Annotated in this window: 24 protein-coding genes; 8 read left to right on the forward strand and 16 right to left on the reverse strand. The window is 40.9% G+C overall.

Annotated elements, in window-relative coordinates; genetic code table 11:
- Positions 1-12 precede the first annotated feature (12 nt).
- Positions 13-696, reverse strand: a complete 684-nt coding sequence (locus ABJF11_RS06720; protein ID WP_348118941.1) for a TetR/AcrR family transcriptional regulator — start codon at positions 694-696, stop codon at positions 13-15.
- Between the two features lie 255 nt (positions 697-951).
- On the opposite strand from ABJF11_RS06720, the gene ABJF11_RS06725 reads away from it, so the two are divergent.
- From ABJF11_RS06725 to ABJF11_RS06745, 5 genes are all read left to right on the forward strand, one after another.
- Positions 952-3,213 carry a TonB-dependent receptor gene (locus tag ABJF11_RS06725; protein ID WP_348118942.1) on the forward strand — a complete coding sequence of 754 codons (2,262 nt, stop codon included), beginning with the start codon at positions 952-954 and terminating at the stop codon, positions 3,211-3,213.
- Between the two features lie 2 nt (positions 3,214-3,215).
- Positions 3,216-4,595: an HmuY family protein gene (locus tag ABJF11_RS06730; protein WP_348118943.1), complete on the forward strand. Its 1,380-nt coding sequence runs from the start codon at positions 3,216-3,218 to the stop codon at positions 4,593-4,595.
- Entirely contained in the window at positions 4,592-5,014 is a 423-nt protein-coding gene (locus ABJF11_RS06735) for a DoxX family membrane protein (RefSeq protein WP_348118945.1), read from the forward strand. Before ABJF11_RS06730 ends, ABJF11_RS06735 begins: the two co-directional genes overlap by 4 nt.
- Before the next feature lie 12 nt (positions 5,015-5,026).
- Positions 5,027-5,965 (forward strand): DUF6607 family protein, encoded by a 939-nt coding sequence (locus tag ABJF11_RS06740; RefSeq protein ID WP_348118946.1) that lies wholly within the window; start codon positions 5,027-5,029, stop codon positions 5,963-5,965.
- Positions 5,966-6,120: 155 nt separating this feature from the next.
- On the forward strand, positions 6,121-6,438 hold the full coding sequence (locus ABJF11_RS06745) for a Yae1 family protein (RefSeq protein ID WP_348118947.1): 318 nt from the start codon (positions 6,121-6,123) through the stop codon (positions 6,436-6,438).
- A gap of 344 nt (positions 6,439-6,782) precedes the next feature.
- On the opposite strand, the gene ABJF11_RS06750 is transcribed toward ABJF11_RS06745, so the two are convergent.
- The 14 genes from ABJF11_RS06750 to nadA all read right to left on the reverse strand — a co-directional run bounded on the left by ABJF11_RS06750 (position 6,783) and on the right by nadA (position 20,099).
- Entirely contained in the window at positions 6,783-7,235 is a 453-nt protein-coding gene (locus tag ABJF11_RS06750; protein WP_348118948.1) for a hypothetical protein, read from the reverse strand.
- Between the two features lie 133 nt (positions 7,236-7,368).
- Positions 7,369-7,944: a DinB family protein gene (locus ABJF11_RS06755; RefSeq protein WP_348118950.1), complete on the reverse strand. Its 576-nt coding sequence runs from the start codon at positions 7,942-7,944 to the stop codon at positions 7,369-7,371.
- Between the two features lie 791 nt (positions 7,945-8,735).
- Positions 8,736-9,122 carry a hypothetical protein gene (locus tag ABJF11_RS06760; RefSeq protein ID WP_348118951.1) on the reverse strand — a complete coding sequence of 129 codons (387 nt, stop codon included), beginning with the start codon at positions 9,120-9,122 and terminating at the stop codon, positions 8,736-8,738.
- 331 nt (positions 9,123-9,453) lie between these two features.
- Positions 9,454-9,816 (reverse strand): hypothetical protein, encoded by a 363-nt coding sequence (locus ABJF11_RS06765; protein WP_348118953.1) that lies wholly within the window; start codon positions 9,814-9,816, stop codon positions 9,454-9,456.
- A 182-nt stretch (positions 9,817-9,998) separates the two neighbouring features.
- The gene (locus tag ABJF11_RS06770; RefSeq protein WP_348118954.1) at positions 9,999-11,264 is read right to left on the reverse strand and encodes a hypothetical protein; all 1,266 of its coding nucleotides are present in this window, start codon (positions 11,262-11,264) and stop codon (positions 9,999-10,001) included.
- 126 nt (positions 11,265-11,390) lie between these two features.
- Entirely contained in the window at positions 11,391-11,945 is a 555-nt protein-coding gene (locus ABJF11_RS06775; protein ID WP_348118956.1) for a GIY-YIG nuclease family protein, read from the reverse strand.
- Positions 11,946-11,972: 27 nt separating this feature from the next.
- A complete protein-coding gene (locus tag ABJF11_RS06780; protein ID WP_348118958.1) occupies positions 11,973-12,734 on the reverse strand; it encodes a hypothetical protein in 762 nt (253 codons plus the stop codon).
- Between the two features lie 186 nt (positions 12,735-12,920).
- The gene (locus ABJF11_RS06785) at positions 12,921-13,523 is read right to left on the reverse strand and encodes a DUF6563 family protein (RefSeq protein WP_348118959.1); all 603 of its coding nucleotides are present in this window, start codon (positions 13,521-13,523) and stop codon (positions 12,921-12,923) included.
- Between the two features lie 260 nt (positions 13,524-13,783).
- A complete protein-coding gene (locus ABJF11_RS06790) occupies positions 13,784-14,053 on the reverse strand; it encodes a hypothetical protein (RefSeq protein WP_348118960.1) in 270 nt (89 codons plus the stop codon).
- A 254-nt stretch (positions 14,054-14,307) separates the two neighbouring features.
- Positions 14,308-14,709: a hypothetical protein gene (locus tag ABJF11_RS06795; protein ID WP_348118961.1), complete on the reverse strand. Its 402-nt coding sequence runs from the start codon at positions 14,707-14,709 to the stop codon at positions 14,308-14,310.
- Positions 14,710-15,044: 335 nt separating this feature from the next.
- Entirely contained in the window at positions 15,045-15,605 is a 561-nt protein-coding gene (locus tag ABJF11_RS06800; RefSeq protein WP_348118962.1) for a dihydrofolate reductase family protein, read from the reverse strand.
- A gap of 369 nt (positions 15,606-15,974) precedes the next feature.
- Positions 15,975-17,525: a peptidase gene (locus tag ABJF11_RS06805; protein ID WP_348118964.1), complete on the reverse strand. Its 1,551-nt coding sequence runs from the start codon at positions 17,523-17,525 to the stop codon at positions 15,975-15,977.
- 57 nt (positions 17,526-17,582) lie between these two features.
- Complete coding sequence (gene nadB, locus ABJF11_RS06810; protein WP_348118965.1) at positions 17,583-19,136, reverse strand: L-aspartate oxidase; 1,554 nt, start codon at positions 19,134-19,136, stop codon at positions 17,583-17,585.
- 3 nt (positions 19,137-19,139) lie between these two features.
- The gene (gene nadA / locus ABJF11_RS06815) at positions 19,140-20,099 is read right to left on the reverse strand and encodes a quinolinate synthase NadA (protein WP_348118967.1); all 960 of its coding nucleotides are present in this window, start codon (positions 20,097-20,099) and stop codon (positions 19,140-19,142) included.
- Positions 20,100-20,319: 220 nt separating this feature from the next.
- Between nadA and ABJF11_RS06820 the strand changes: the two genes are divergently transcribed.
- The 3 genes from ABJF11_RS06820 (at position 20,320) to ABJF11_RS06830 (ending at position 25,210) form a co-directional block, all read left to right on the forward strand.
- Positions 20,320-21,426 (forward strand): AI-2E family transporter, encoded by a 1,107-nt coding sequence (locus ABJF11_RS06820; protein ID WP_348118968.1) that lies wholly within the window; start codon positions 20,320-20,322, stop codon positions 21,424-21,426.
- A gap of 75 nt (positions 21,427-21,501) precedes the next feature.
- Positions 21,502-22,479, forward strand: a complete 978-nt coding sequence (locus ABJF11_RS06825; protein WP_348118969.1) for a hypothetical protein — start codon at positions 21,502-21,504, stop codon at positions 22,477-22,479.
- Between the two features lie 4 nt (positions 22,480-22,483).
- On the forward strand, positions 22,484-25,210 hold the full coding sequence (locus ABJF11_RS06830) for a CHAT domain-containing tetratricopeptide repeat protein (protein ID WP_348118970.1): 2,727 nt from the start codon (positions 22,484-22,486) through the stop codon (positions 25,208-25,210).
- On the opposite strand, the gene glpX is transcribed toward ABJF11_RS06830, so the two are convergent.
- Positions 25,196-26,149, reverse strand: a complete 954-nt coding sequence (gene glpX / locus ABJF11_RS06835) for a class II fructose-bisphosphatase (RefSeq protein WP_348118971.1) — start codon at positions 26,147-26,149, stop codon at positions 25,196-25,198. The two genes, ABJF11_RS06830 and glpX, sit on opposite strands and share 15 nt — an antisense overlap.

A 26,149-nucleotide genomic window follows, 5' to 3' on the forward strand; every position in this document is an offset into this window, starting at 1 on the left:
AGGTGATAAAAATTAATTTAATGAACTCATGGCAGTATGACAAAGGAAATCAGCGGTCTGCTCCTCCATCGACTTCTCGTTTATCCCAGAAATTTCTGTAAGAGAGGGCAGATGTTGTGCAAAGAACACTTGCTGATGTGAAGCCTCCATGATCATGCTGACCAAAGCCTTGGGATATTGAAACTCAGGATTGATTTGCTCTACAACAGAGGCAATCTTAGCACAGAGACTCTTGTATCCAGTAAAAAGGCCCTTGCTATTGATCTCGTCGACCTGACGATTGAGATAGGTCTTATCTGATTCTTTGTCAATTACACTTCGTAATTTGGATATATTTACTCCAGGCAAATCCAAAGCATCAGGAAATTTTTCTGCATGACATATTATGCCAATAATCCTTTTGAACTTCACAATTGAATCATCTATGTGGTGTGTTTCAAATTCGATAACATATTCTAACCAAGACCAATAGTAGGTAGATAAATAGACCAAAAACTTGTGTTTGTTTTTGAAATATCTATAAATCGAGGCTTCGGTGGAGTCTATCTGCTCGGCCAATTTCTTGAATGTAAATTCTTCGAAACCTAGCTCGTCGAGAACCACAATACCGTCACTTACTATTTTTCTACCCAAATCAGAAGACTGAGGATCCTTTTTAAAGTACCGTTCTCCCAGGACTATATTTAATGTTGACATATGGATACTAGCATTAACATCTTTTTTAATAGTATTACTATCATACGCAAAAGTATAACTTATGTTTTAAAATGCAAGGACTATTCATTTAATCATGAAATGAGGTCTAAACGGGCTTAATTCACCAACACTAGTGAGCTATGTAGACTCCTCACTAGTACTAGGGAGGTTTATTTTCCCCAAAATTGGTGATTGCACGCCTCAACGCTTTGTTTAAAATTTGCATTGTTTAGAATTATTCTAAATAGTGAAATTATGACAAACGCTTCTTCATTACTTTTTTTGATCCTGTTTTGCTCGACACTGAGCTATGCTCAAACTATTCTAGTAGGTAGCGATCAAGGCCCTGTAAGTAATGCTTCTGTGGTGGTCACCTCAATCGCTGGGGATTCTCAATTCTTTCATGTATCTGATCAAAAGGGAGAAGTCCATACTAGCATAAAACCTCCTTTTCAAATCGTGACCAGTCATGTAAATTTTCAAACACGAAAAGACACTGTAACGCAGGAGGGCAGGCATCAAATCATGCTTTCGGAAAAGGAACATAGGCTCGATGAGGTAGTAATCACTGGCCAATTGATGCCTCAATCTGTACAAAAATCTGTCTATAACGTACGAGTGCTTGACAAGGAGCGATTGACAGCACAAGGTATCCAATCTCTACCTGAGGTGCTGGCTTACGAACTCAATTTTCAATTTCAAAGAGACAACGCCACCGGAAGTTCTTCGACCAGTCTGCAAGGAATATCTGGACAAAACATCAAAATATTGTTGGATGGAGTACCTATCGTGGGTCGTAGTGGGATCAACAACGAAATAGATCTAAGCCAAATCAACCTAGCTGCGATCGAAAAAATAGAGATCATTGAAGGTCCAATGGCAGTCAACTATGGTGCTGATGCGTTGGCCGGAGTCGTCAACATCATCACCACACAGCCCGATTCCTCAAAAATCTCCTTTGATATTCGGATGCATGAGGCTTCTGTCGGTCGTGAGTATAGACTCATCAACGAGGGCATTCACAATCTATCTCTCAATGGAAATTATAGATTCAGTCCCTCCTGGACCTTGCAGTCGGAGTCCCGGGTTTATCGGTTCGGTGGATGGTCAGGTATCGGTAGGGATAAGTTGTGGTATCCAAAAGATCAGTTTTTTCAATCTGGCGCCTTGAAATATGAGCAATCAGATTTTAATATCTACTATAGATTCGATTACTTAAATGAAAAGCTTTTCAACCACGGCTCGGCCGAGCAAACAAATCCACAAGAAGATCCATACGCCTTTGACAAAAATTATCTGACTTCCAGATGGATGCATCAGGTTCAAGCTGAATTACCAGTAGGCCAAGGCGCTGCGCACACAGTATTGTCATATACCCAGTTTAAAAGACGCACGCATAGATTCAAATCGTACCTTGTTGATGGAGTACCAGATTTCACCACTCCCGAAGGTCAGGATACCGTCGCTTTCAACACCGTTTTTTTTCGTCACACACTCAACGACGCCGCCCAGTGGTCTATCGGCGACTCTGAATGGCACACACAAGTTGGTCTGGAGGGTACATTTGAGAAGGCATCAGGAAGCACGCTCAACGATGGGGAAAAACAGATGAGTGACCTCAGCCTGTTCGCTTCGATAGAAATAATTCTTCAAAGATTAAAAATCCGACCTGGCCTCAGGTTGGCGTACAACAATACCTTCTCCACCCGTCCTACAGCCTCAATAAATCTGAAATATGATTTTTCAACTGACGCGCAGTTAAGATTGAGCTATGGCCAGGGATTTAGGGCACCCTCGCTGCGTGAGCTTTACCACGAATTTATCGACGCCAATCACAACGTAATCGGCAACTCGGAACTCGAGCCGGAATATTCAAAAAATGTAAATGGTGACTTCACCTATAGGCTGAGAAAAAAGTGGCGAATTACTGTAGCAGGATTCTTCAATAGCATCAACAACCGAATTGGATACTTCACTCCTGACAATCCAAACGAGGCGACTACTTATATGAATGTTTCAAATTTCAGAACACACGGTTATACTTCAGGGGTGACCTACGAACATGGTTCAATAATGGCCCGCACAGGATTCTCCTATGTCGGTCGGTATCACAACTTCTCCGAACAGACTTCACTCCATGATGTCCCTAAGTACTTGTACGCTCCTGAGGTCACGTCCGCACTCCAACTTGATCTTTTCAAAACAGGTATTTCGCTTGCCAGCTTTTATAAATACACGGGGCCGGGCAAGCAGTACATCAACGTAACTCAAGACGACGGTACTTCGGAGCTTCAGCTACAGCAAAGGATGGGATTTCATTTATGGGATCTCACTCTTTCTGGAGGCATCACACCTGGCCTGACTGTCAGCCTTGGGGTTAAAAATCTTTTGGACGTCACAGCTGTGACCAACATCCAAACCAGTGGAAATGCTCATAGCAGCTCTTCCAATGGTCAATCGTCGGTAGCCTACGGCAGGTCCTATTTTTTCAATATCAACTATAAATTCTCTAAATAACAATGAAATATTCAATTACCAATTCAATCCTACTTGCTGGCTTACTCCTCTTGGGAATATCTGCTTGTGAGGAAGAGGAGTCTGCACCCATCCGGGTCAATTTTGCCAACGAAGAGGTCAATCTGGCAGAAAATGATGCCTCTGTAGCCGTAGAAATCTCTTTCTCCAGACCAGTGGCCGCTGATGGGTCAATCTCGATCGACTTATCCAGCACTACCTTGACGTATGGAGAATCGGCTGACTTTTATACACTACCAACTGCCTCAGACCTGACCGTAACTATTCCCTATACAGCAGGTGACGAATCAGTGGTGATGGAGGTATTTCCAGGCGCTGGGCTAAACATCGAACAAAGTGAATCACTTGTTCTCAGCTTGCCGGCAAATGAAGCGCTCGAGCTTGGATCACAATCAGAAATGACTGTCGTTTTTTCTGAAAATTTTATTGCCCAAAGCGGTACCATAGAACTGAATGCTGGTGGAGCTTCCTTTGGTTTACAGGCCTTCGTTGACTTGAGTAAAAACAAACAAACCAATGTAGAAAAGTACTCGTGGGATCTCGGTTTTGCCTCTGAACCGGACGAATTCAAAGTGATCCTCAATAGTGGGGCTTATGTTATGGCTCGTCGACTTGACCTCACCGATCTGACTCAAGTGAACGCTGAGGACACAGTTGGGTTTGGGTCTGAGATGGCTATCCCTCAGTATGACCCATCAATAGGCGCGGCCGACTGGGTGGATGCTCCCAATGGAGATCTCTCTGATCTGGCGATTGGCACTGTGGCTTCTACAGATTCTGAAAATCAGATTTTCATAGTGAAGCGTGATGGCGAGGGTAGAAATTGGAAGAAAATCAGAATCATCAGAGCGGACAACGGCTACCAAATTGAATATGCTGACATTGACTCCGACCAAATTTCTATAGCAGACATTACGAAGGAAGACGCTTACAACTTCACCTTTTTCGACCTTGATGAAGGTATAACTGATGTTCAACCCGAAAAAGAGAGTTGGGACATTCAATATGGCACCTATACCAATCTGGTGAATTTTGGAGGTTTTATTCCATATGGATACAGTGATTTTATTACACTCAACCGCTATCAGACACAAGTAGCGAAGGTGCTAATCAGCGATATTTCATATGCAGATATTACAGCCGAAGATTTGTCGAATCTAACCTTTAGTAGTGAGATCAACGCTCTGGGCTCTGACTGGAGAATAGGCGGTGGGCCAGGTACTGAACCGGCCTTATACGACGATCGGTTTTTTGTAATTCTCGATGCTCAAAACAACTACTACAAATTGAAATTTAATCGGTTGACCTCTTCTTCGGGTGAACGAGGCTACCCAGAACTCACCTATGAATTGATCACGCCATGAACAAATTAAAAATTGCAGTCTTTGTCATCAATATGCTGCTTGGCGGACTATTTATCTATGCTGGCGTACAAAAATTTGCCCCTAAGACTCCGCGGTCTTCCACGGAGCAGGCTACTGAACTCCCGGATCATGTAGTGAAAATCAAAGCCATGATTGGCGGGCTGAAAGGCACAGAATATTTCTGGCCTTTCCTGGGAATAGCTGAAATCCTCTGCGGCCTACTGCTATTTACGCAGCGCTACGCACTTTTAGGTGCAGTCATGCTGGTACCATTATCACTCAATATTTTTCTTTTTCACCTCTTTCTGGAACCTCATGAAATAGGTGAGCTCGTCTTGACTGGATTTTATCTAATTCTAAATCTCGGACTACTCGCCTATGAGTATCCAAAACTTAAAAAAGCATTTTTAACTAAGTAAGTACTTACAATTATGAAAAAAACAATCACAATCTGTCTACTCCTATGGACTGCGGTGTCCTACGGACAGAAACAAAAAAAACAGGATATAGCGGCTATCAAAGCAATGTGCGGCTGTTATGAGATTCGATTCAATTTCGCGGAAACCTTTGCGCCAGATCAGAACTATGAGTTTCACGAAAATTATACTTCGGGAGCATTGGAATATGTCTTTCCGATCAGTGATGAAAAGGATAAAATCGTACTGCAGCATCTCTTAGTCATTGGTGATACCATGATAATCAAACATTGGCGTCAGGATTGGATTTATGAAGGCACGGCGTTGTATCAATTCGATAGGGACAATACCTGGAAATACAATGCGCTTGCAGCTGATGAGGTAAAGGGTCAGTGGACACAGAAAGTATATCAGGTAGACGACGGCCCTCGCTACGAAGGGTCGGCCTCTTGGGTGCATGTAGACGGAAGACACTACTGGGAGAGTACAACCGATGCTCCTCTGCCACGCCGAGAGTTCAGCAAACGAAAAGACTATAACGTCATGACCAGAACCAATCATCAGGAAATCACGGATTTCGGTTGGATTCACGAACAGGACAACGACAAAGTGATTCGCGATGATTCAGGCGATGCACTCCTCGCGCAAGAAAAAGGAATGAATACCTATACGAAAACGGATGATTCGAAATGTACTGTGGCTAAGGTCTGGTGGGAACAAAACAAGATCTATTGGGCCGATGTCAGAGCCGTTTGGGATCAACTTTTTGATCAGAACAAAACTATTTCTATTCAGATGAAAGTGGATGATAAAATTCTTTTTCAGCGTCTGTTCGCCCTGGAGAAGGAAATGATCGGCGAGCACCCCTATCAGTCAGAATCTGCGAGAGCGAAAATAAAACAGGTGATCCAAAAACACCTAAAGAGTGATCAGTTGCAGAGCTCGATTAAATAATATTGTTTGGGCACCGTAAATGGTGCCCATTTTTTATTTATTCAATCCATTCCATCAAAAAGTCCATTCTTCAAGAAACTTTTCAGTTATTCTAATTTCTTAGTATAATTATATTCCATTCGTGTTAAATTTATATTTCAGAATCAACTCAGCTTATGAAATACTACACTGTATATGGAATTTTTCTTCTGACTTTTACACTCTCCTCGTGTGGATTCTACGAAAAGGGCTTGCAGGAGGGAATCAAACAGGGCAAAATGGAAGGGCTCAACTTGGGTCGTGAGGAGGGATTTGAAAGCGGATTTGAAGCTGGATTACTTCAGGGCAGTCAAGAAGGGCAAGAGGAAGGCCATAGTAAAGGTCATGAGAAGGGATATTCCTCAGGATTCACTGCAGGAAAAAAAGCTGGCTATCAGGCAGGTTATGAATCTGGTAAAAAAAGAGGCTATGAAGAATGCCGTATGGGCTGGTAGCCTTACAAGTTTGTAGGCCAGGAGTAGTCTATCCCTTCTTGGAGCTATATTTTTGAATTTTTAGTATTATTTTCCATTTAGCGGATAATTCAAGTTAACGTCTATGTAGGATGTTGTGCCCTCACAGCTTGACTAAGGCAGAAATATAACCCATCCACGTACAACCGCAAAAGTCGGTTTAGCCATTAGCCCAGATTTATACCGCTAAGGAACCACGAATGCCTGCCTGTCAGCAGACAGGCGTTATCGGTATTCTAGAGATTCCGTGAGGAGCGGTGGTGATGATTCTGTCATTGATTCAGAAAGCTCGTAAGGGCATTCGTGCCTACACCATGTTATCAGCTTTATTCGTAGACCTTTTTTCGTCCGCTTATTTTGGGCAATTCAAGGTTCGAATGTAAAGCTCGGTTCTTGCTTAATTTCGCCCATTCGGAGTTCATGTACTGGCACTCAAATGAAGAGGCAAGGAGTCCCTTCCGTTGGATCACTCTAGTTTTCTTATTCAAGAGAATTTCAAGTTGGTCAGTTGCTGTTTCAAGGAGTTCGTCTATCCATTTAGTATCAACATCGTAGAAGTTCTCCCAAGACTGATACCAGAAATATTTTGATGGTTCGGATTTTAAAGTTGCTCCAATATCCATTATTGTCCACCCACCTTCAATCCAGATGTAGAAATTGTAAGGTTTTGGTTCTTCAGTTACTACAAGTACTTCAAGTTCATGTTCAGTTTCCTTACGCTCAAAGGCTATTGAGTTGAAACGTTGCTTGAGTTGTTCGAGAAATTCGCTTGAGTCCATTTTGGTACTTGCTGATAACGCTCAACTAAAATGAGTATGAGTGCCAGTTGCTAGAGGCAGGAAAGTTTCTGTTCGCATTGTCATATCAAAAGGCTCAGTTTGCATATTCATTTTAGCATTTGTTACCTTCTGTTTAAATAGGGAATTTATCGACTTTTATCCCAAGATATCGTTCCTTAATAACCTTTATATGATTCAATTCATGACCTGCTATATGATAAGCGAAAGCTCTAACTGTTCTTTCATTTTTAACTTCTCCATCTGTATCAATTCCGCTGCCCCTTCTCGAAAAAGATTCTTCCGGTAAATTTTGAAATAATAATATAGTAGATAATCTAACACTCCAGTATTCTTCAAAGATGTCATCTAATTTTCTTGTATTCGCATTTGAGTATTTCGCATAATCTTTTTCTTCAAATCCATGCAAAGGAGTACTGTCATTTCTCGCATGTCTCAATGCTCGGTAGGCAAATATTCTCTCGTCATCAATATTATGAACTAATATTTCTTTAATAGTCCATTTATTTTCAGCATATCTGAAAGTCAGTTTTTCTTCAGATAAAGAATATACTAGTTCTTTAAGCTTGAAAAAATTCTCATATAGTTCTTGTAGTATATCAGTATCAGTTTTTATTAAGTCAAAATAATGTTGAGAATATGGAGGGTATTCATTTTTTTTTGGCCGATTAATTTTTCTGTATTTATTCATTTGTTTCAAAATAGGAAAAAGTATTAGTCGATAATAGAAGGTAACGCCTGTGTAGGACGAGTGCCCCCAAAGGCTTGACTATGGCAGAAAGATAACCCATCCACGTAAAACCGCAAAAGTCGGTTTAGCCATTAACCCAGATTTATACCGCTAAGGAACCACGAATGCCTGCCTGTCAGCAGACAGGCGTTATCGGTATTCTAGAGATTCCACGAGGAGCGGTGGTGCTCATTGATTTGAGAAGCTCGTAAGGGCATTCGTGCCTACACCATGTTGTAGCATGTTCTTTTAAGCGTCTCAAAATTTTGATTTTCCCCCTAAATCTGCCCGTAAATTTGATATTTTTTTCTGACACTACATTTGGAGTTAAAGTCAGTCTGATGTTCAAGGATGCATGTCAATATAGCTTCCTTATCTTCTTCTGTAAGTTCGTTCTTCGAATGAATTTCGTAAACGACAGGCGTTTGAGTTATGACTTTTGTTGAGTCCTTGTCTGTTGTTAGTTCAAGCCCACTTAGGTCGATAGTTGCCGTTGTATGTAGCCAATATTCGTATTTCAATTCATTTGTTTTGTTCACCTTGTTCAATCTCCAATTTGGTTCTTGTCCAAATAGCATGCTGGGTAAAAGAATTAAGAAAATGATGGTTAAGTGTCTCATGAGCTAATGTGCTACAACGCCTGTCTTATTCTGTGGCATTGGCGTAAGTTAAAGTGTCGGATTCAAAATAGAAAAGTCAAATCTACCGCAGAACTGCCATGGGATTATAGACGACGTTGGAGAGTGTATTGTTCAATCAAAAGACAATGAGTCTTCAGAAATGTATATTGGATCAAAATCGTCTTCTATTTCTCCTAGATCAGGAAGCATCTTTTCTTCTTCAGTTCGTATGTCAAGACATCCGCGCTCCGCCATTCGAGTGGCAAATTTAGGGATGGCTTGTTGAGCCCATAATTCTACGTTGGATCCTGTAGGGAGGTCATATTGCTCATTGAGCATCTCTAAGTTATACTGGAGGTATTGATTGGAGAGAATAGTTTCATTGGGTGAAACAACATTTATGTGCAATTGAAATGTGTCCTTAACAGTGTTCTTTGTTATCCCGAATCCCATTAGACTATCATTTTTTATTCTGTATTCAAAAACAGCAACATCATCTTTTGATGTGAATTTATTCAAAAGATATATTTTGTTCTCATTGAAAATATGTTCTTGGTAACTGCCATCTCTATAACAAACACTCCAATAACCAGTCAACTGATATTTATCTTTTGTTGAACAGGAATTGCCAATGTTTACTAAAGTTAAAAGGAAAAGTATGCAGTTCTTCATAATGCTCTCCAATGATAAGGCTGGTTGTCTAGTTAGTTAAAAACAAGAAGATAACTAGCCTATTCCTAAAAGCCAATCCGAAAGTCATCTGCAAGAGGGGGGTGATGAATCTAGCACCAAATATTCTAAAAATTGGCAAGACCATGCTTTCCTTTCTCTTGTTGGCATCATGTAATTATTATAGTTTTTCCAGAGTTAATTTCAAAAGTTGAATCTTGTTTGTTAGAAATACGGAATCCAGTGTTGGCTGAATACTTGACTTTATTTTTATGCTTTCAACTGAATCAGGTTCATACTTCAATACTTCTTGCCTAATTGAATATTGGACTTCAGAAGAACAGAACTGCATAAGGGTCTCAATGTTTTCATGTTCGCCTGAGTACTTTATTGAAAACTGATAGCTAATTCGTACCACTTTTCCAGTTCTCGATAGCGAGCCTACCGTATCAACCTTGCTCGTGATTTTTTTGAATTCATTCGGCTGACCTAATGCTGAAAAAGATATTACAAATGCTAAAACTAAGAGAGTAAATAATTTCATATGGACACTTTTTGATGCTAACTGTACAGCTATGATGAGTGTGGATTAGAAAGCACTAACCTCTCGTCTCTCACATAGCCACGCATTGTTTTAAATTTATTAATTGTGGCGGACTTTCCAACCCTCACGAAATTATCTTGACTGATAAAGTCCTATTCATTCATAGCACATGTTAGCGATATTTAAAATTTAAAGGTTCGAAGATTCGCGTAAACCTTGAAAACAGGATCAGTGAAGCGATAGTATTTCTCTCTAACTTTTGTTAATACTCCTTGGGTTTCGGTTCCGGCTTTCGTAAGTTCCTTCATCAACTGAGTTGGGTTGGTTATAGCCCAGTCTGCTTTTGCTTCTGAATATATTGTTTCCGAGAAGATTTCATCAGTCTGCCGTTGAGCAAATAGTTTTAGTAATATTTCCCTCTGTTGCGAGTTCTTTACAGCGTCATGGTACATTTCTTCATACAACGTATAAAGCTTTCCATTAGCAATATCATGTTTGATTTCTTCTGTAAGCTCTTTATCAATTTGAGACTGTCCTGTTTCAAATGCTCTCATTAATGCTTCTCCTCCTAAAAGGTGAACGAAGTAAGGAAACCCGTCGGCAGATTTAGTTATAGAACCAGCTGCATCATCTGTGAATTCAAAGTCTTTGCCAATTGATCTTTCGGCTTTTACAATGATTTCCCAAAGTTCATCTTCCGACATTTTGTCAACGTCAACACTTTTCAATTGTCTTCCGACAGAAGAGTGATCTTCAACCAATTCAGAAATAGTATTTGCAATTCCTACTACCATGAATTTGACAAAGTCGTTGCTGCAAGTTTTTACAAGAGATGAAAACCCAGATTTATCCTTTAGAACGTCAAATTCATCAATTATGAATAGGATACCGTTCTTATCTAAGTTGTCCTTTCTAACTATTCCAAGAAGTTGTTTGAAATGCTGAAAAACGTCTTCTGTGGAGTAGGTAATGTAACTTTTTTCTTGTTCAGTATTCCCTTCGACACCAAGACCTGCAATTTTTGCTGAGCCTTTTGTTGATGATTTAGTTTTTAGCTGCTGGATTTTCCCAATACCCGCATTTGTATTTGAGAATAAAGACGGATTCTGATCAGCCCCAGCCAAGATTCTACTCAACAAGGACTCAGTGTTTTTAGTGTTACCATCACAGGTAACTACATGCGTCAAATAATTAAATCCTTTGCGAGGAACAAATTTTTCAAGTTCTAAAGCTTTAATTAACCGCTTATCTCCTTCAGCGATTAGCTTTAATTGTTTAGCTACTGAGGATTTACCAACTCCCCGTAAGCCATGAACGACCATAAAGGCTCCATCATCTTGAAAGTCAATTATTGCCTTTTTTATGGTTTCCTTTCGACCAGCGAAGAAATTTGGGTCAGAAATTTCACTCGAAGGTTTAAAAGCTGATTTAATGGTTGATATATCCATGTCTAAAATTTACGGCTAGTTGTTATCGCTAACGTTCAGATATGACACGTGCCTCTGAACTGATTAAATATCCACTAAAGTATCGATTTTGCAGATCAGTTTCAAGTAACTAAGTGGATGCATATGCTATATCGTTTGTTGTGCTTTCGTTATTTTTTCAAGCAGTTTAGTTTTCGGGTTCTCTGAGTTGGATGTTATCACTATGAGATTATTTAAAAATGCTTCATTCCTGTTATCCATAACAAAGTCGTTAAGACCCAGTTCACTTAGTTCGTGAAATGTAATATTGAATTTTTCGAGAAGTCTATGCATCACTGTTATGTAACCTCTATTCAAATGTTGCTCAGAGGATTTTTGAACTTTACGTTCGCTTCCAATATACCGTCCGCCTCTGACATTCGCTGCTCCATATCTCCTTATATAATTGAGGGTTAAAATATCCTCCAATAGCGTAGCATCTTTCATCCTCTTAAGCCCTGTATCAGCAGCCTCCAAGATTTCCAGCGCTTTGAATTTCTTACACCAACTTGAACAATTCTTTCCTTGTTCTTGATGCTCTGAGAATCTTTGTTCAGGATCAATGGCTGTTCCGATGTAATACTTGCTTTCTTCAAGCTTAAGGGTATATAAAAACCAGTTTGAGTCACTAATTCGATCTTTAACTTTGCCTAGTGTAACCATGATTTGATCGCAGAATGTTATCCTCTTTTATTTAAACCGCAATTCATCCGTTGTTGATTGGAGGTACTTTAAGTTCTTCTTGTAAAGTTTGGTCATCGACTTATTCAAGTGTTGATGCCAATCTGATTGATTGTTCTGGTAGTTATTGAAAAGGGCGAGAGCATAAGCCGCCACTTCTTCAGGAATATATCCTTGTCTATTTGCTTGCCAACCTTGGTGACTTGAGCCTTGCCATTGTTGGAAGTTAAAAATGGAGTTACTTATGAATATTCCGAGTCCAAGCGCAATGCAATTTAAGTCTGTTAACTCTTCATCGTTTTCTTCAAGGCGACCTTCGCCAAGTAAAACCATGTGTGAGAGTTCATGAGCTAAAGTAGCAATCATGGATTGAGGGTCTTTTAATTGCGAGAGATCTAGTCCGATTTCAAATTTGTTGGGTCCATCTTCTGAGTAAGTACCGAGGGCATAATTATCTTGAGTCCCAGTTCCGTTCGAGTTCTGAGTGGCGACAATTCCTTCGTCTTCAAATTCCATTGGAGATTCAGAGAAGTAATACAATTCAATGTTGGTTCCCTTCAGATCCATGTATTCAGTCAACTTCTTCAATGCATATTCAGCATCCGCTTCGGTACCAGTAAATTGATGGTCAAAAAACTCTTTTGTTGGTTCGATGATTTTTAATGACTTCAGATATTCTCTACCATACTGTTCTTCTAACCATATGAAGGCATCTTCTATCCATTCTTGGTCTTCAGAAGTTACGGTAGGTTTAGGTTTTCCAAATAACATACGATTTGATAAGTATTGAGGATAACGCTTAGCTATTATGAGTGTGGATTAGAAAGCACTAACCTCTCGTCTCTCACATAGCCACGCATTGTTTTAAATTTAAAACTTGTGGCGGACTTTTCAATTGGTACAGAAGTTCAATTTGCACTGAAAACGCATGCATTTCATAGCTTATGTTGGCAATAGTCATTTTGTCTTATTGTATCTACTCAAATATTCAAACATTTCATGAACATTCTCAATTTGCAGAATTTGCGATTTGAACTCTGAATACAATTCATCATTATCTTGGATAAGTTCGCCAACAAGTTTTGGCCTTAAATGTTTTACTTCACCCGTGTTCAATATTACAAATCCAGTCCAGCAGCAAACTGACATTCTTGGATCACCTTCTTTGATCATTCCTAAATTCAGTTGCTCCTGTTTTGTCCTTGCAGGTTCTCCCATGAAATAGGAATAATAGCCCCGTTCCCTAATTTTATTAAATCCCAAAATTTTAGAATACGGGTAGCTATTAATGTATAGAGAATCTCCATTTTTAACTCCCCAAGCGAACTTGTTGAGTTTGTCAGAATCAGTAGAAGGTTTGATTTTTTTTAACCTATGATTTGTTACGCCTCCCATCATTACCACATTACCGATTGTTCTCTGTTTAATTTGGAAATTGTATTTTCCAGTTGGGGCATCAGCGGTGAACTCTTCGAAATTTTTAAATGTATTATTTTCTGTTTGTGAAAACGCCGCTGAAAATATCCAGATCAGCAGGTTGGTAAGTATTAATCTCTTCATGTCTATATTATTGCCAACGTGTGCCTATATCCTATGGCGTTGGTGTAAGTTAAAGTGTCGGATTCAAAGTAGGAAAAATCAGAGATTTTTCCGGTGCTGCCAGAAAGCAGAAAAGTCAAATCTACCGTAGAACTGGCATGGGATTAAAGACAACGTTGGAGAGCGTATTGTTCAATCAAAAGACAATGAGTCTTCAGAAATGTATATTGGATCAAAATCGTCTCCTTTGAAAGCGAAATAAACATATGAATTGGACGTGATCATTGTATGTTAATTGCGCTTAAATCAGACGTTAAAATCCACAAAGCATTAGGAATCTCGTTATGGCATTCTAATCCTTTTGCTTTAACGTCAACATCAAATTGTATTAGAACTCTATTCTCGTTTGGGAAATTCAGCTCATGTGCAAAATTTACAAGTGTTCCGGTTGTGCTAATTAATTGCCAATAGTTTTCGTTCTTGCAACAGTCTTTATTTGCTGTTGTTTTTCCGTTGAAAGTTTTTAATTCGAATTTTTGTCCTTTTTCCATTTTCCGTAATGCCTCACAACGTCCACCCATCATCCTTGATACTTGACGTATATTTTGTTTCGTTTACAAATTAGGAAAATCTTCGATTTTCATCACTACTTTTTTTCAACCATGTGACTGGGCGTCCCCGAAGAAAGTCGGAGATTTTCCGGTGCTGGTAGAAACTGCCGCACTTTGTTCAGCGGCTGATTCGCACTGAGTTCAGCCGAAAAGCACTTTGGCACATGCCTTCATACATATTGTTAGATCCAGTTTTATCCAATGTGCTTTTCCAGATATTCCAAGTCGTTGTTAATTAGAGCATTAAGACAGTTCTTGACGTCATCAGTCGATTGGCCTGTTACATCAGTTAAGTAGTTGTCGTCCATCTTCTCTACTAATCCAAACCATTTTTTTACCAATTTCGGTCTCTTGAAGAAAATGTACCATTCTGTTCCATCAACTGCCGATACGGATAGTCCGTTTCTGTTAGTTTTGTTCTCTATTTCCAGTGATGGGGAATAATGGATTTCGTTTTCGTTAGTAGTTTTCATTTTCTCCAGAAGTTCCTCCCAAGGGATCTTCTCGAAATTCTCCATAATCTTATCTTGTTCTATTTCACCAAGTTCAATTATGTCTGGTTTAAATGGATCGCAGAATGATGCTCTAAAGTTCATATATCAAGTAGCAGTTATTGGCTCTAACAATTCGATAAGTATACAAAAGTACACTTATAAAGCTTATGGCATCATAGAATCTATAGCGTCGTTTATATTGTTCTTCCCTAAAACTGCAACATGAGTGTATATCTCTGTAGTCTTCATGGATTGTGCCCTGGCAATGACTCTTTTTTATGTTAGCCCTCGCAGCAGCACGTGAACGGTTTACTTTGGGTTTGTGGTGTTTTCGATACACTTTCCTGTCCACAGAAACAAAAGCTGGCTAAGGAGCGAAAACCTTGCAAAGTACCGTTTATCCGCCATAAGCTATATGCCTTGTTGTGGCTAGTACTTTATTTTTCAATATCGTAAGTCAGAATTTTTAGTCCATCTTCAAATGATTCAGTTTCTTTCAAGTTCCATTTGGCTTTGGTTTTTGAGTTTCCAAAAAGTCGAATTCCATTTCCGAGAATAATTGGATTTAATTTCAATTTCAGTTGGTCAATAAGTTCGTTGTCCAAAAGCCAACCTGCAAATTCTCCACCACCGCATAAATAAATGTCAGACTGAGCTGATTCTTTTATTTCCTTAACTCTGTTTATTGATTTTTTTTCAATATGTACTGTTTCAGCCAAGTTTTCAATTTTTAATGAGTCTGAAAAAATGAAGTGTTCCATATGAGGATAGGCAGGCTTACCTGGTTCAAGTCCATATTGATATCCAAATTCATAGGTTCTACGACCCATAATTACAATCTGAAAATTTTGCAAGTCAGCTAAGTATTTGTCCACGCCTTTTCCGCCTGCTGCAAAGTCACTTATGTCGTCATTTTGACCTGCAATGAATCCGTCAATTGAACTTGCTACGTAGTAAATTATTCTTGTCATTATTTCGTGCCTTTTTGTATTAGTCACAACAATTCAATAAGCATACAAAAGTACACTTATATGCCTTTTGGTATCATAGAATCTATAGGATTGTTTATTTTGTTCATCCCTAAAACTGCAACATGAGTGTATATCTCTGTAGTCTTTATGGATTGTGCCCTGGCAATAACTCTTTCCTTGAGGTTAGCCCTTGTAGCAGCACGTTGAACGATTTTTATCACGCCGTTTGCACTGTATTTATTTCCCGTCCTGCCTTTAAATAGATAGGTTTTGGGCCTGGTAATTTTTGATGATCATCATTTGAACATGATTCAATTATTGAGCAGTTATCCTCTTGTGGATTCTACGAAAAGGGCCTTCAGGAGGGCAAGAGGAAGGCCGAATAGGTTGTCAGCCTTACAAGTTAGTAGACCAGGCTTCGAGCAGCTTGGTCTGTTCAGCACTGAGGTTATCCATTTTGGAAAACTCAAATTCATTTGCGTTATATTCTACACCAATTTTTGAATAGTACTCCTGAATAGGGAGAGTCTCCGTGCCCTTGATGTAGCTATCTATAAAATCTTCGATTTCCGGAGAGGTCATGTCTACTACCGTATCAAAAAAATCCGTTTCCGAAAAGGCCTTATCCGGTCCAAAGGTCTCAACCAACTCCAGTACTACTTCACGCATGCCACGTTGGCCATCTGAAAGCTCCAAAAGCCGAATGTCCAACAAGCTGATAATAAAAGCTCCCCGATTATAAATATTAACAAATTGCTCACCACCAGACGGGGTATAAGACTGGGTGCTGATATCTACTAAACTGAAATCTTCGTCAAAAAAGCTATTTACCTCTACCTTTCTCCCAAGCTCAGAGAATAAGGTAGTCTGCGACATGGAGCCATTTCGATACTGCATAAAATCGGAGGCCCATTCTGTGACTCCCTCATATAACCAAAGGTGCTGTGATGGTGTGGGCACCGCAAAATTGAAATTTGCTATGATCTCGCTATGAATATTCAATGGTGTAACCACGTGGAAAAACTCATGCGCCGAGATGCTCTTAATGGCCGCCCCATAATTGGCACTGTATGGTCCATCTCTCAACACATATACTGAGCTTTTGGAGTGCTCAAGTGCACCCGCATTGACGTCTCCAAAATGGTATAAAAAATCGTACTGATCAGTGGGAAGGGTTTTGAGAAAAGCTTCTGCATCCAGCAAGATCTGTTCGACATCGTTTAACACTAGCGTAGAGGTGATATTCTGACCCTCTGAGTAGACATGTACATTGATATCCGCACCACCTACTTCTATAGTACTGGTGGTCATTTCACCCAACAGGATGGGTGAGTCTGCCAAATGATCGAAATCCGTTGCCCTAAATACGTTTTCACCATAGACCTCCAAGGCGGTGCCAAGCGTCCACTCTTCGGGGTAACTCAAGGACACAAAATAGTCTCTTTCTTTTAATCCGGTAGGATATCCTATCACCATTGGGGTGTTGAGTAGCACGTGGTCGTGCTCGATGGAAGTGCCTGCCATGGCATAAATCTGATTGGTAGATACGGGGGTATCGAAAGTTTCAAATACTTCATAGGTGATTTTATAAGCCGACTCTGGCTCAAGAATTCGGAATTGATTGGTGCTTACAGATTCGCTTACCAGCGTATTGCCAGCTTCATCAAAGGCTTGAAAATTGGTAACAAATCTGCCTACATCAGAAATGTCATAAGTACCAGGGACTGTTGCGGCAAATTGAATTACATCATTGTCCTCAGACAGTTCATTGACATACATTTGCACTTTAAATGTATCTCCTGATCTGTCATTCAAATCTATATACACAAAAAATGACTCCGCCAGGTCTACATCGTCGGGAAGCTCAAATTGAGGATCAGGACTGTCATCACATGCGGTGATCGACCAAACAAGCAGCAGCGTCAGAATTTTGAATCTATGGATCATAAGAAAAGTTGATGTACCCTTAGATAAACCCCATTGAGCCGGTTTACCCCTATTTAATTAGGCTTCCTTGTAGAATCCTCCTCTATTTTCGGTTCGCTCCTGTGATTGTTTTACGATCAGGTAAGCAATGGTAATCAGGTTTCGAAGCTCTGCCAACTGTGGTGATATCTTGGTTTTTCGATAGAGATCTTCGGTCTCTTCATACAGCACCTTCAACCTATTGGATGCTCGATTCAGCCTGATATCAGAGCGTACGATACCTACATAGTTACTCATGATCGCCTGTACTTCTTTCTTGTTGTGGGTGATCAAAATAAGTTCTTTTGGGTTGGTGGTACCTTTTTCACTCCACTCTGGCACCTCCACTTCTTCGGCCTCAATTTCTATTTCGGTCACTGACTTTTCATAACAACGATGGGCAAAAATCAGTGCCTCGAGGAGAGAGTTGGATGCCAATCTGTTGGCTCCATGCAAGCCCGTGTAGGCACATTCGCCACACGCATACAGGTTGGCTATTTGGGTTTGCCCAAAGGCATTGGTGACTACACCTCCGCACAAATAATGTGCAGCCGGCACGACCGGAATCATATCTTTTCGCCAGTCTATTCCCAGCTCCTTACACTTTTGTAAAATGTTGGGGAAGTGGCTTTCAAAAGCTTTTGGCTCCAAATGTCTACAATCCAGGTAGACATAGTCATCGCCACTTTTCTTGAGTTCGCTATCGATGGCACGAGATACTATGTCTCGCGAGGCCAATTCTTTTCTCTCGTCGTAGTTTTCCATGAAAAGTTGGCCTCGACGATTTCTCAAGACAGCCCCAAAACCACGCACAGCCTCTGAAATCAAAAAGGTCTGACCCGGTCTTGTATCATACAAAGCGGTAGGGTGAAATTGCACAAATTCCATATGCTGAATTCGAGCTTTGGCTCTATAAGCCATCGCCACACCATCTCCTGTGGCTACTTTGGGATTGGTTGTATTTTGATATACCTGACCTATACCTCCACTCGCCAGCAAAGTAATATGGGAGCGGTAAGTTTCGATCTTACCTGTTTTTTCGTCGAGTACATATGCACCAAAGCACCGGTTGCTTTCTCTTCCCTTCCAGGCCTGCACATGGTGATTGGTGATCAGGTCAACTGCAAAGTGATGGCTAAGAAGGCTGATATTCTTACATTCGGCCACTTGCGATAGGAGCGTTTCCTCCAGTTCGTAGCCGGTGATGTCTTTGTGATGAAGAATTCTATTCTGAGAATGTCCCCCTTCTCTACCCAGGTCAAAACTTCCAGATTTGGTTTTGTCGAACTCCGCACCCCAGCTCAGCAATTCGTTTAGTCGCTCAGGAGCCTCCTTTACCACCATTTCTACTATCTCAGGATCACAGAGACCATCTCCGGCTATGATCGTGTCTTGTATATGCTGGTCATAAGAATCTGTGACATTGTCCATGACCACAGCCATGCCGCCTTGGGCGTATTTCGTATTGGACTCGTTGGCCGCAGCCTTTGTCACCACGGCTATCTGCTTTTTAGGGAAGTGTCTGGCGACTTTGAGGGCGTAGGTCAGGCCTGCCAATCCAGAACCGATGATAAGAAAGTCGTGTTTGATCATAAATTATTTAGATAGTTCAAACATTCGCTCGAGAGGAATGAGCGCTTTCTTTCTTATGTTTTCTGGTACTATGATTTCTGGAGTTTCATTTTTGAGGCAGAGGTAGAGCTTTTCCAGTGTATTCATTTTCATGAAATGACACTCACTGCATGCGCAAGTGTTGTCTTCCTTGGCCGGCGCCGGTATAAGTTTCTTATCTGGCACTCTCTTCTGCATTTCATGGAGAATACCCGCTTCTGTGGCCACAATAAATTCTTGTGACTCATCGTCCTGAACAAAGTTGAGCAGTTTTTCGGTAGACCCCACAAACGAGGCGACGCGAAGCACCTGTTGCTCAGATTCGGGGTGGGCGATGAATTTGGCCTGTGGATTCTCTTTGTGTAGGTCCAAGATCTTGTCCATAGCAAAAGCTTCGTGCACCATACATGCGCCGTCCCATAGCACCATGTCCCGGCCAGTCTGCTGAATCAGGTATTCTCCCAGATTTCTATCGGGAGCACAGATTATTTTCTGATCTTTTGGAATAGAATTGATGATATCCACTGCATTCGAAGAAGTACAGATGATATCACTCATGGCCTTGATCTCCGCAGTACAATTGATATAGGTCACCACTATATGATCAGGATGGGCATCTACAAAGTCCTTGAAAGGCCCTGTGGGTGCTGATTCTGCAAGTGAGCAGCCAGCATTGACATCTGGTAGAATCACTTTTTTGTCAGGATTGATGATCTTGGCCGTTTCTGCCATAAAATGAACCCCGGCAAAGACAATAATATCTGCGTCCGTGGCGGCGGCTTTTCTAGACAAGCCAAGACTATCTCCTACAAAATCAGCGATATCCTGAATATCAGGCTCCTGATAGTAATGGGCTAAAATAACCGCATTCTTTTCCTTCTTTAATCTACTGATTTCTTCCAGATACTGAGCTCTGGTTTTAGGTTGTAATTCCACTTGCTCCATGCCAATTTTTGCTTTCAGATCTATAAATTTAGTTCATCAAAAAGCTCATTAATTACTTGATAATACAAATTTAACCCAAATCGTGGGGTTGAGTGAAAGCCTCAACAAAATAAACTTTCGTTTGACAACGATTTTTTGATGTGGCTGGCTAATTATTTTACAATATCTTTAGCCCTGGAAGATACAATCAGCTAGGTTATCATCGTAAACTAAACCCTCTATGTCCAATCAAAACTCCGTAAAAGCACCTGACCTGGCCAAAATAACATATATCCTTATAAGTGCAGTAGCCATAGTCATGATCTTGTATTATACAGAGGAGTATGTGATCCCATTTATCATTGCCATGCTGGTTTGGTTTATTATACATGAGGCACGAGAGTATTTGGTAAGAATACCATTTGTAGCCAGAAAAGTACCCGTCTGGGCCCAAAGCACCTTTTCCTTTCTTTTCATGAATGTCATACTATTTGTGGTAGGGAAAATGCTCTATATCAGCATGTCCAATCTATCTGTTGGGCTAGAGGAGTATCAAGCCAACCTGCTATTGGCCATGCAAGAACTCAACGATCTCGTAGGCGTGGACCTAGCCGCACAGATGATTAGCTATGTTCAAAACTCTGACTTTACAGAATTTATCAGTATGATGATAGATACTGCCACCACTCTTCTGGGAGATGCATTCCTCATTTTTATTTATTTGATCTTTTTGCTAGTAGAAGAGACTGTTTTTGACCGAAAAATGGCAGCATTCTATCCAGATCAAAAAGAAAGAGAGAAGAAATTTAGCCTATTAAACAAAATGGATAAAAACATAGGTCGGTATTTATTGCTTAAAACCTTTGTCAGTTTTATCACCGGCTTATTGAGCTATTTGGTCTTAATGCTATTCGGCATAGATTCTCCATTTTTCTGGGCTATGATGATATTTGTTCTTAATTATATTCCTACGGTCGGATCATTGATTGCTACCTTATTTCCTGCTTTCTTTGCCATACTTCAATTTGGCGAATTGGCACCATTTGTATACGTGCTTGTATCAGTAGGCGTCATTCAGGTAATCGTTGGTAATATCATCGAACCAAAAATGATGGGTAATTCACTAAATATGAGTTCGCTGGTAGTCATACTCTCACTGACAATCTGGGGTGCCATATGGGGTGTCATGGGAATGATTCTTAGTGTACCCATTACTGTGATGATGATCATCGTATGCGAGGAGATTCCAAGCCTGCGATTTGTTGCGGTCGCCTTGTCAGAACAAGGAGAGCTGAGTACGGATGAGGTCCTGGACCAGCAAGAAATGACATCAACCGAAGGTGGATGACAACTGATCGAAAAATGATGGGGATGTGACTAAGAAGTTGTTAGTAGTTATATACTATTAAATAAATTTGGAGCTATGGAAAAACGAACATTAACTATTTTGTTTTTGATAATATTGACTGGTCTGTTAGACACTCGTCTGGTGACCGCTCAAGGCTGCAGTGATGCAGGGTTTTGCACCATGGGTGCAATGAAGCCTGATCAGGCCTACAACAAAAAAGTAGAATTAAAACTACGCTCAATAGAAGTGAGCTATTACTACGGTGAATCCACTACATCCCCCATCATCAATGTAGCGAATCTGGATGCCTCTTTCTCCATCACCAACAATTTAGGTTTTCAGATCAAGTTGCCCTATCAGTGGGTCACCGGCAACTTTGACAACACCTCGGGGATGGGCGATATCTCACTAAGTTTGACTCAGCGAGTGGCTAGCAATGAAAGATTCGATATAAATGCAACGATCGGAATGAAAATACCAAGCAATGATGCTGACAAAAAAGACAGTGGTTCAAAACGACCAGCTTCTAAAGGTCTTTCACTGCCTATGTACTATCAAACCAGTCTGGGAAGCTACGATTTTGTAGCCGGTGGATCCATGATTAGTTCGAAATGGCTAGTGGCTGCCGGGGTACAGATGGCACTTACGGCCAATAATAACAATTTCTGGCGAGGAGAATGGTTTCCTCCTACTTACCCAAGCGAAAGCTACGTCATGACATATGACAATGCCACAAAACTGAAACGAGGTACAGATGTAATGATCCGTGTGGAGCGAAATTTCAGATTTTCCAACTACAGTTTCAACATTGGCCTGCTGCCAATCTATAGAATCACTAAAGATCAGATCGCTGACCGAACAACCGGCGAGTACCAAAAATTGGAAGGTACAACAGGATTAGCGATGACCTTGTTGTCAAGTTTTACATACAATTTCAATGTAAGCAATAGCATCAAATTATCATACGGTAGAAAATTCACAGATCGAAAAGTAAATCCTGATGGTCTTACCAGAGTTCAGGTTTTTATAGTAGCCTATGGATTTAGATTCTAAAATAATGAGCAAAAAATATTCAATACTGACCGCTTCCTTTTTGTTGTTGGTACAACTCACACATGCCCAAGGTGTGACCGACCACAAGGTATTTCAACAGGCCGAATCCCATTTTGAACTTGGGGAATTTCAGCTGGCGCTGGAAAACTACCAAACTGTATATGAGGCATGTCAAGCCCAAAATGATAGTGAGGGATCTGTACAATGTCAAATTAAAATAGCTGAAGCCAATATTCGACTAGGCAATGCCAGCACGGGTTTAGAAATGTGCAACGCACTCGAAGCCGACCTACAGGATCAATCTCTTCTATTGGCCGAAAACTACAGCGTAAAAGGGGATGCTTATCTTCACCTCGGAAGAAATGTGGAGGCAATCGATGATTTGCTTAAAGCTCAAAGCCTTTTTGAGCGTGCCGGTGTGACTACTTCAAAGGAAAACGCTAACTGCTATAATGATTTGGGTATCGCCTATTGGAACAATGGAAATCTGGATCTATCACTGCAGTATCTGCAAAATGCTTTGAACTTACGCAAGGATCTTTATGGTCAAAATCATCCCGAGGTGGCCGACTCCTATAACAATATTGGACTGGTGAATGCTGAAATCAATTCTTTCGCTGCGGTGGTATATTTTAACAATGCGCTTAAAATTTATCAATCCATATATGACAACAACCATCCAAAAATAGCCCTGGTGCTTAACAATCTTGCGTTGCAATATGATATTCAGGAGAACTATGAACAGGCACTAGAAAACCTGCAACAGGTGTCCGAGATCTGGAACAACCTATATCCTGAAAAGCATCCAAGCAAGGCTTTTGCGGCATTCAGTATTGGCGAAGTATATTATCATCAGCAAAATTTCGAAAAAGCACTCGAATATCAAGATCAGGCTCTGGAAATGTACACAGATCTATATGGACCTAAGCATCCAGAAATAGCCAATATTTATAATCGTAAGGCTGATGTATATCTAAAGCAGACTGAATATCGTGCATCAATTGAGACATTTCAAAAGGCGATTTATGCCAATCTTGCTGACCAGGAGCTGACGGATATTTATCAAAACCCAAAATTAGAAAACTACTACAATGCTGAAATACTGCTGAGCTCACTCCAGCAAAAATCAGAAGCGTTCGAAAGCTTTCATTACAACAAGACTTTAAAATTCCGGGATCTGAAGGCTGCCTTGACGACATTAGAATTGGCAGATTTGCTCATCAGTCATATTCGTCAGATTCGACTCAGTGAGAAAGATAAGATTTCGTTGAGTGCGACGGCTGCGGAGATTTATGAATCTGGAGTTACGCTGTCTTATCAAATGAGTCAGGTGGTCATGAAGCCTAAGCCTTACTACGAGAAAGCTTTTGATTTTGCGGAGAAAAGCAAATCTGCGGTTCTACTTTCAGCGATTCAGGATACTAACGCCAAGCAGTTTTCTGGAATCCCGACTGAACTAATCACCGAAGAAAGTGATCTCAAAGCAGATATAGTGCTGCAAGAACAGCTGCTGGCCACAAATCAGGATCCAGCTAATGAGTCAGACTTAAAGCAAAAACTGCTAGCTCTGAATAACCGATACAATGAATTTGTGCGTAAGCTGGAATCCAACTATCCTAACTATTATAATCTAAAATTTAATGTGAAGCACGTCGAGCTCAGCGAACTGCAAAGTGCGTTAGGACCGCAGACTGCTGTGATTACTCATTTCATCACGAATAATAGGATTTTCACTTTTCTGATTACTGCGGATGATTATAAGGTAAGTAATCAGCCAAAAGACGAAACTTTCGATAAGCAAATTCTGGGCTTAAGAAACTCGATGAAATATGATGTGAAAAAATCATTTTTGAGCACGGCACAGAGGCTTTATCAGGAGCTCTTCCCTATTAAAATTGCTAAAGACATCAACCAGTTGATTGTCATTCCAGAAGGGAGCCTTTCCACCATCCCGTTCGAAGCACTGGTCACTGATGCCAACTTAGAAGGTGATGTGAGCTACAAAGACATGCCCTATGTGATAAAAAAATATAATGTCAGCTATGACAACTCCGCTACGCTTTTCGTCCAACGAAAAAAAGAAATAGAAAGCTACGAAGGTGCTACGGAAGACATATTGCTAGTCGCGCCAATAGAATTTGGAACTAAAAAATATCAAGGATTGTCAGGCAGGCTAAGCAACCTCCCCGGATCAAAAGCTGAAATTGATGAAATCAAATATTTATTCAAAGCCAACAATAGAGAAGCCGACATGCTCATCAATGCGGAAGCTTCTAAAGCCAATATCACGGACGAAGGCATCAAAAAATACAAGTACATACACTTTGCTACTCACGGAATGGTCAACGAATCTGAGCCCAATCTGTCAAGAATTTTTCTTGATGACGGCAGTTTGTATTCTGGCGACATTTATAATATAAATATCAATGCAGATCTGGTCTGCCTGAGTGCTTGTGAAACAGGTTTGGGAAAAATCTCAAAAGGCGAAGGTATCATCGGCCTGTCAAGAGCACTGCTTTATGCGGGAGCTAAAAATCTGGTGGTTTCACTATGGACGGTAGCCGATGAATCGACTTCGCGTCTTATGATTGACTTCTACAACAATCATTTGTATTCATCAACTTACAACACCTTTAGCGGTGCGCTAAGAAAAGCCAAACTGTCCCTAATCGCTGATGATAAATATAATCGCCCTTACTACTGGGCGCCTTTTGTATTAATCGGAGAGTAAATTTTTGGCTCTTTGGACGATAGCTCCAGCTTGTGGCCCAAGCAAAACACTATCGGCCTGCCATCGGCCTTCGACTTTTTGCGGGGCATTTAGTAGCGCTCCTGAAGTCACTCCTGCCGCGGCAAATATGGCCCAATTGGATTTCACGAGGTCTTCGAGTTTTAAAACCTGATCCAAAATTGCTCCTTCTGTAAGTAGATTGGTACGCTCTGAGTCTTGCTGAGGTGCCAGTTGTCCTTGCATATCGCCATCCAGAGCGAGTACAGCAGCCGCTGATATGACTGCCTCCGGCGCTCCTCCAATACCCATGAGAGCATCTACCGGATGGTCGGGCATTAGTGCCAATATTGAGCCTATCACATCTCCTTCTGCATGCAGATCTACCGTTGCTCCACATTCCTCAATTTCAGCTATTAGCTCTTTGTGTCTGGGCTTATCCAGTACATAAATCACCAGGTTTTCTATCTTTTTACCACTAGCATGGGCTATAGCCTCCAGATTTCTCTGAGTTGAGGCGTTGATATCGACGACGCCTTTGGCCTTGCTGCCTACCACGATCTTTTTCATATAATAAGCGCTCCCTGCATCCCAAAACCCATCACGATCTGTGGCGGCCACGACCGCGATTGCATTGGGTTTGCCAGAGGCCATAAGCGCAGTCCCTTCGACTGGGTCCACTGCGATATCCAAACGTAGACCTGATCCTGTACCCAAGGCCTCGCCTACGTACAACATGGGAGCTTCATCCTTTTCTCCCTCTCCCACTTTCACTATGGCATCCATTTGAGCAGACTCAAAAGCCATGCGCATTGCATCGACAGCCGCTTGATCTCCAGCTTCTTTTTCACCAGTACCCACATGGTGTCTGGCTGCGAAGGCAGCCTGGCAGACCACCTGATTCAGATCTTCAATAAGTCGCTCTTTTTGTTGCTCGGTCAT

Source organism: Reichenbachiella sp., assembly GCF_039941815.1.
Lineage (GTDB): Bacteria > Bacteroidota > Bacteroidia > Cytophagales > Cyclobacteriaceae > Reichenbachiella.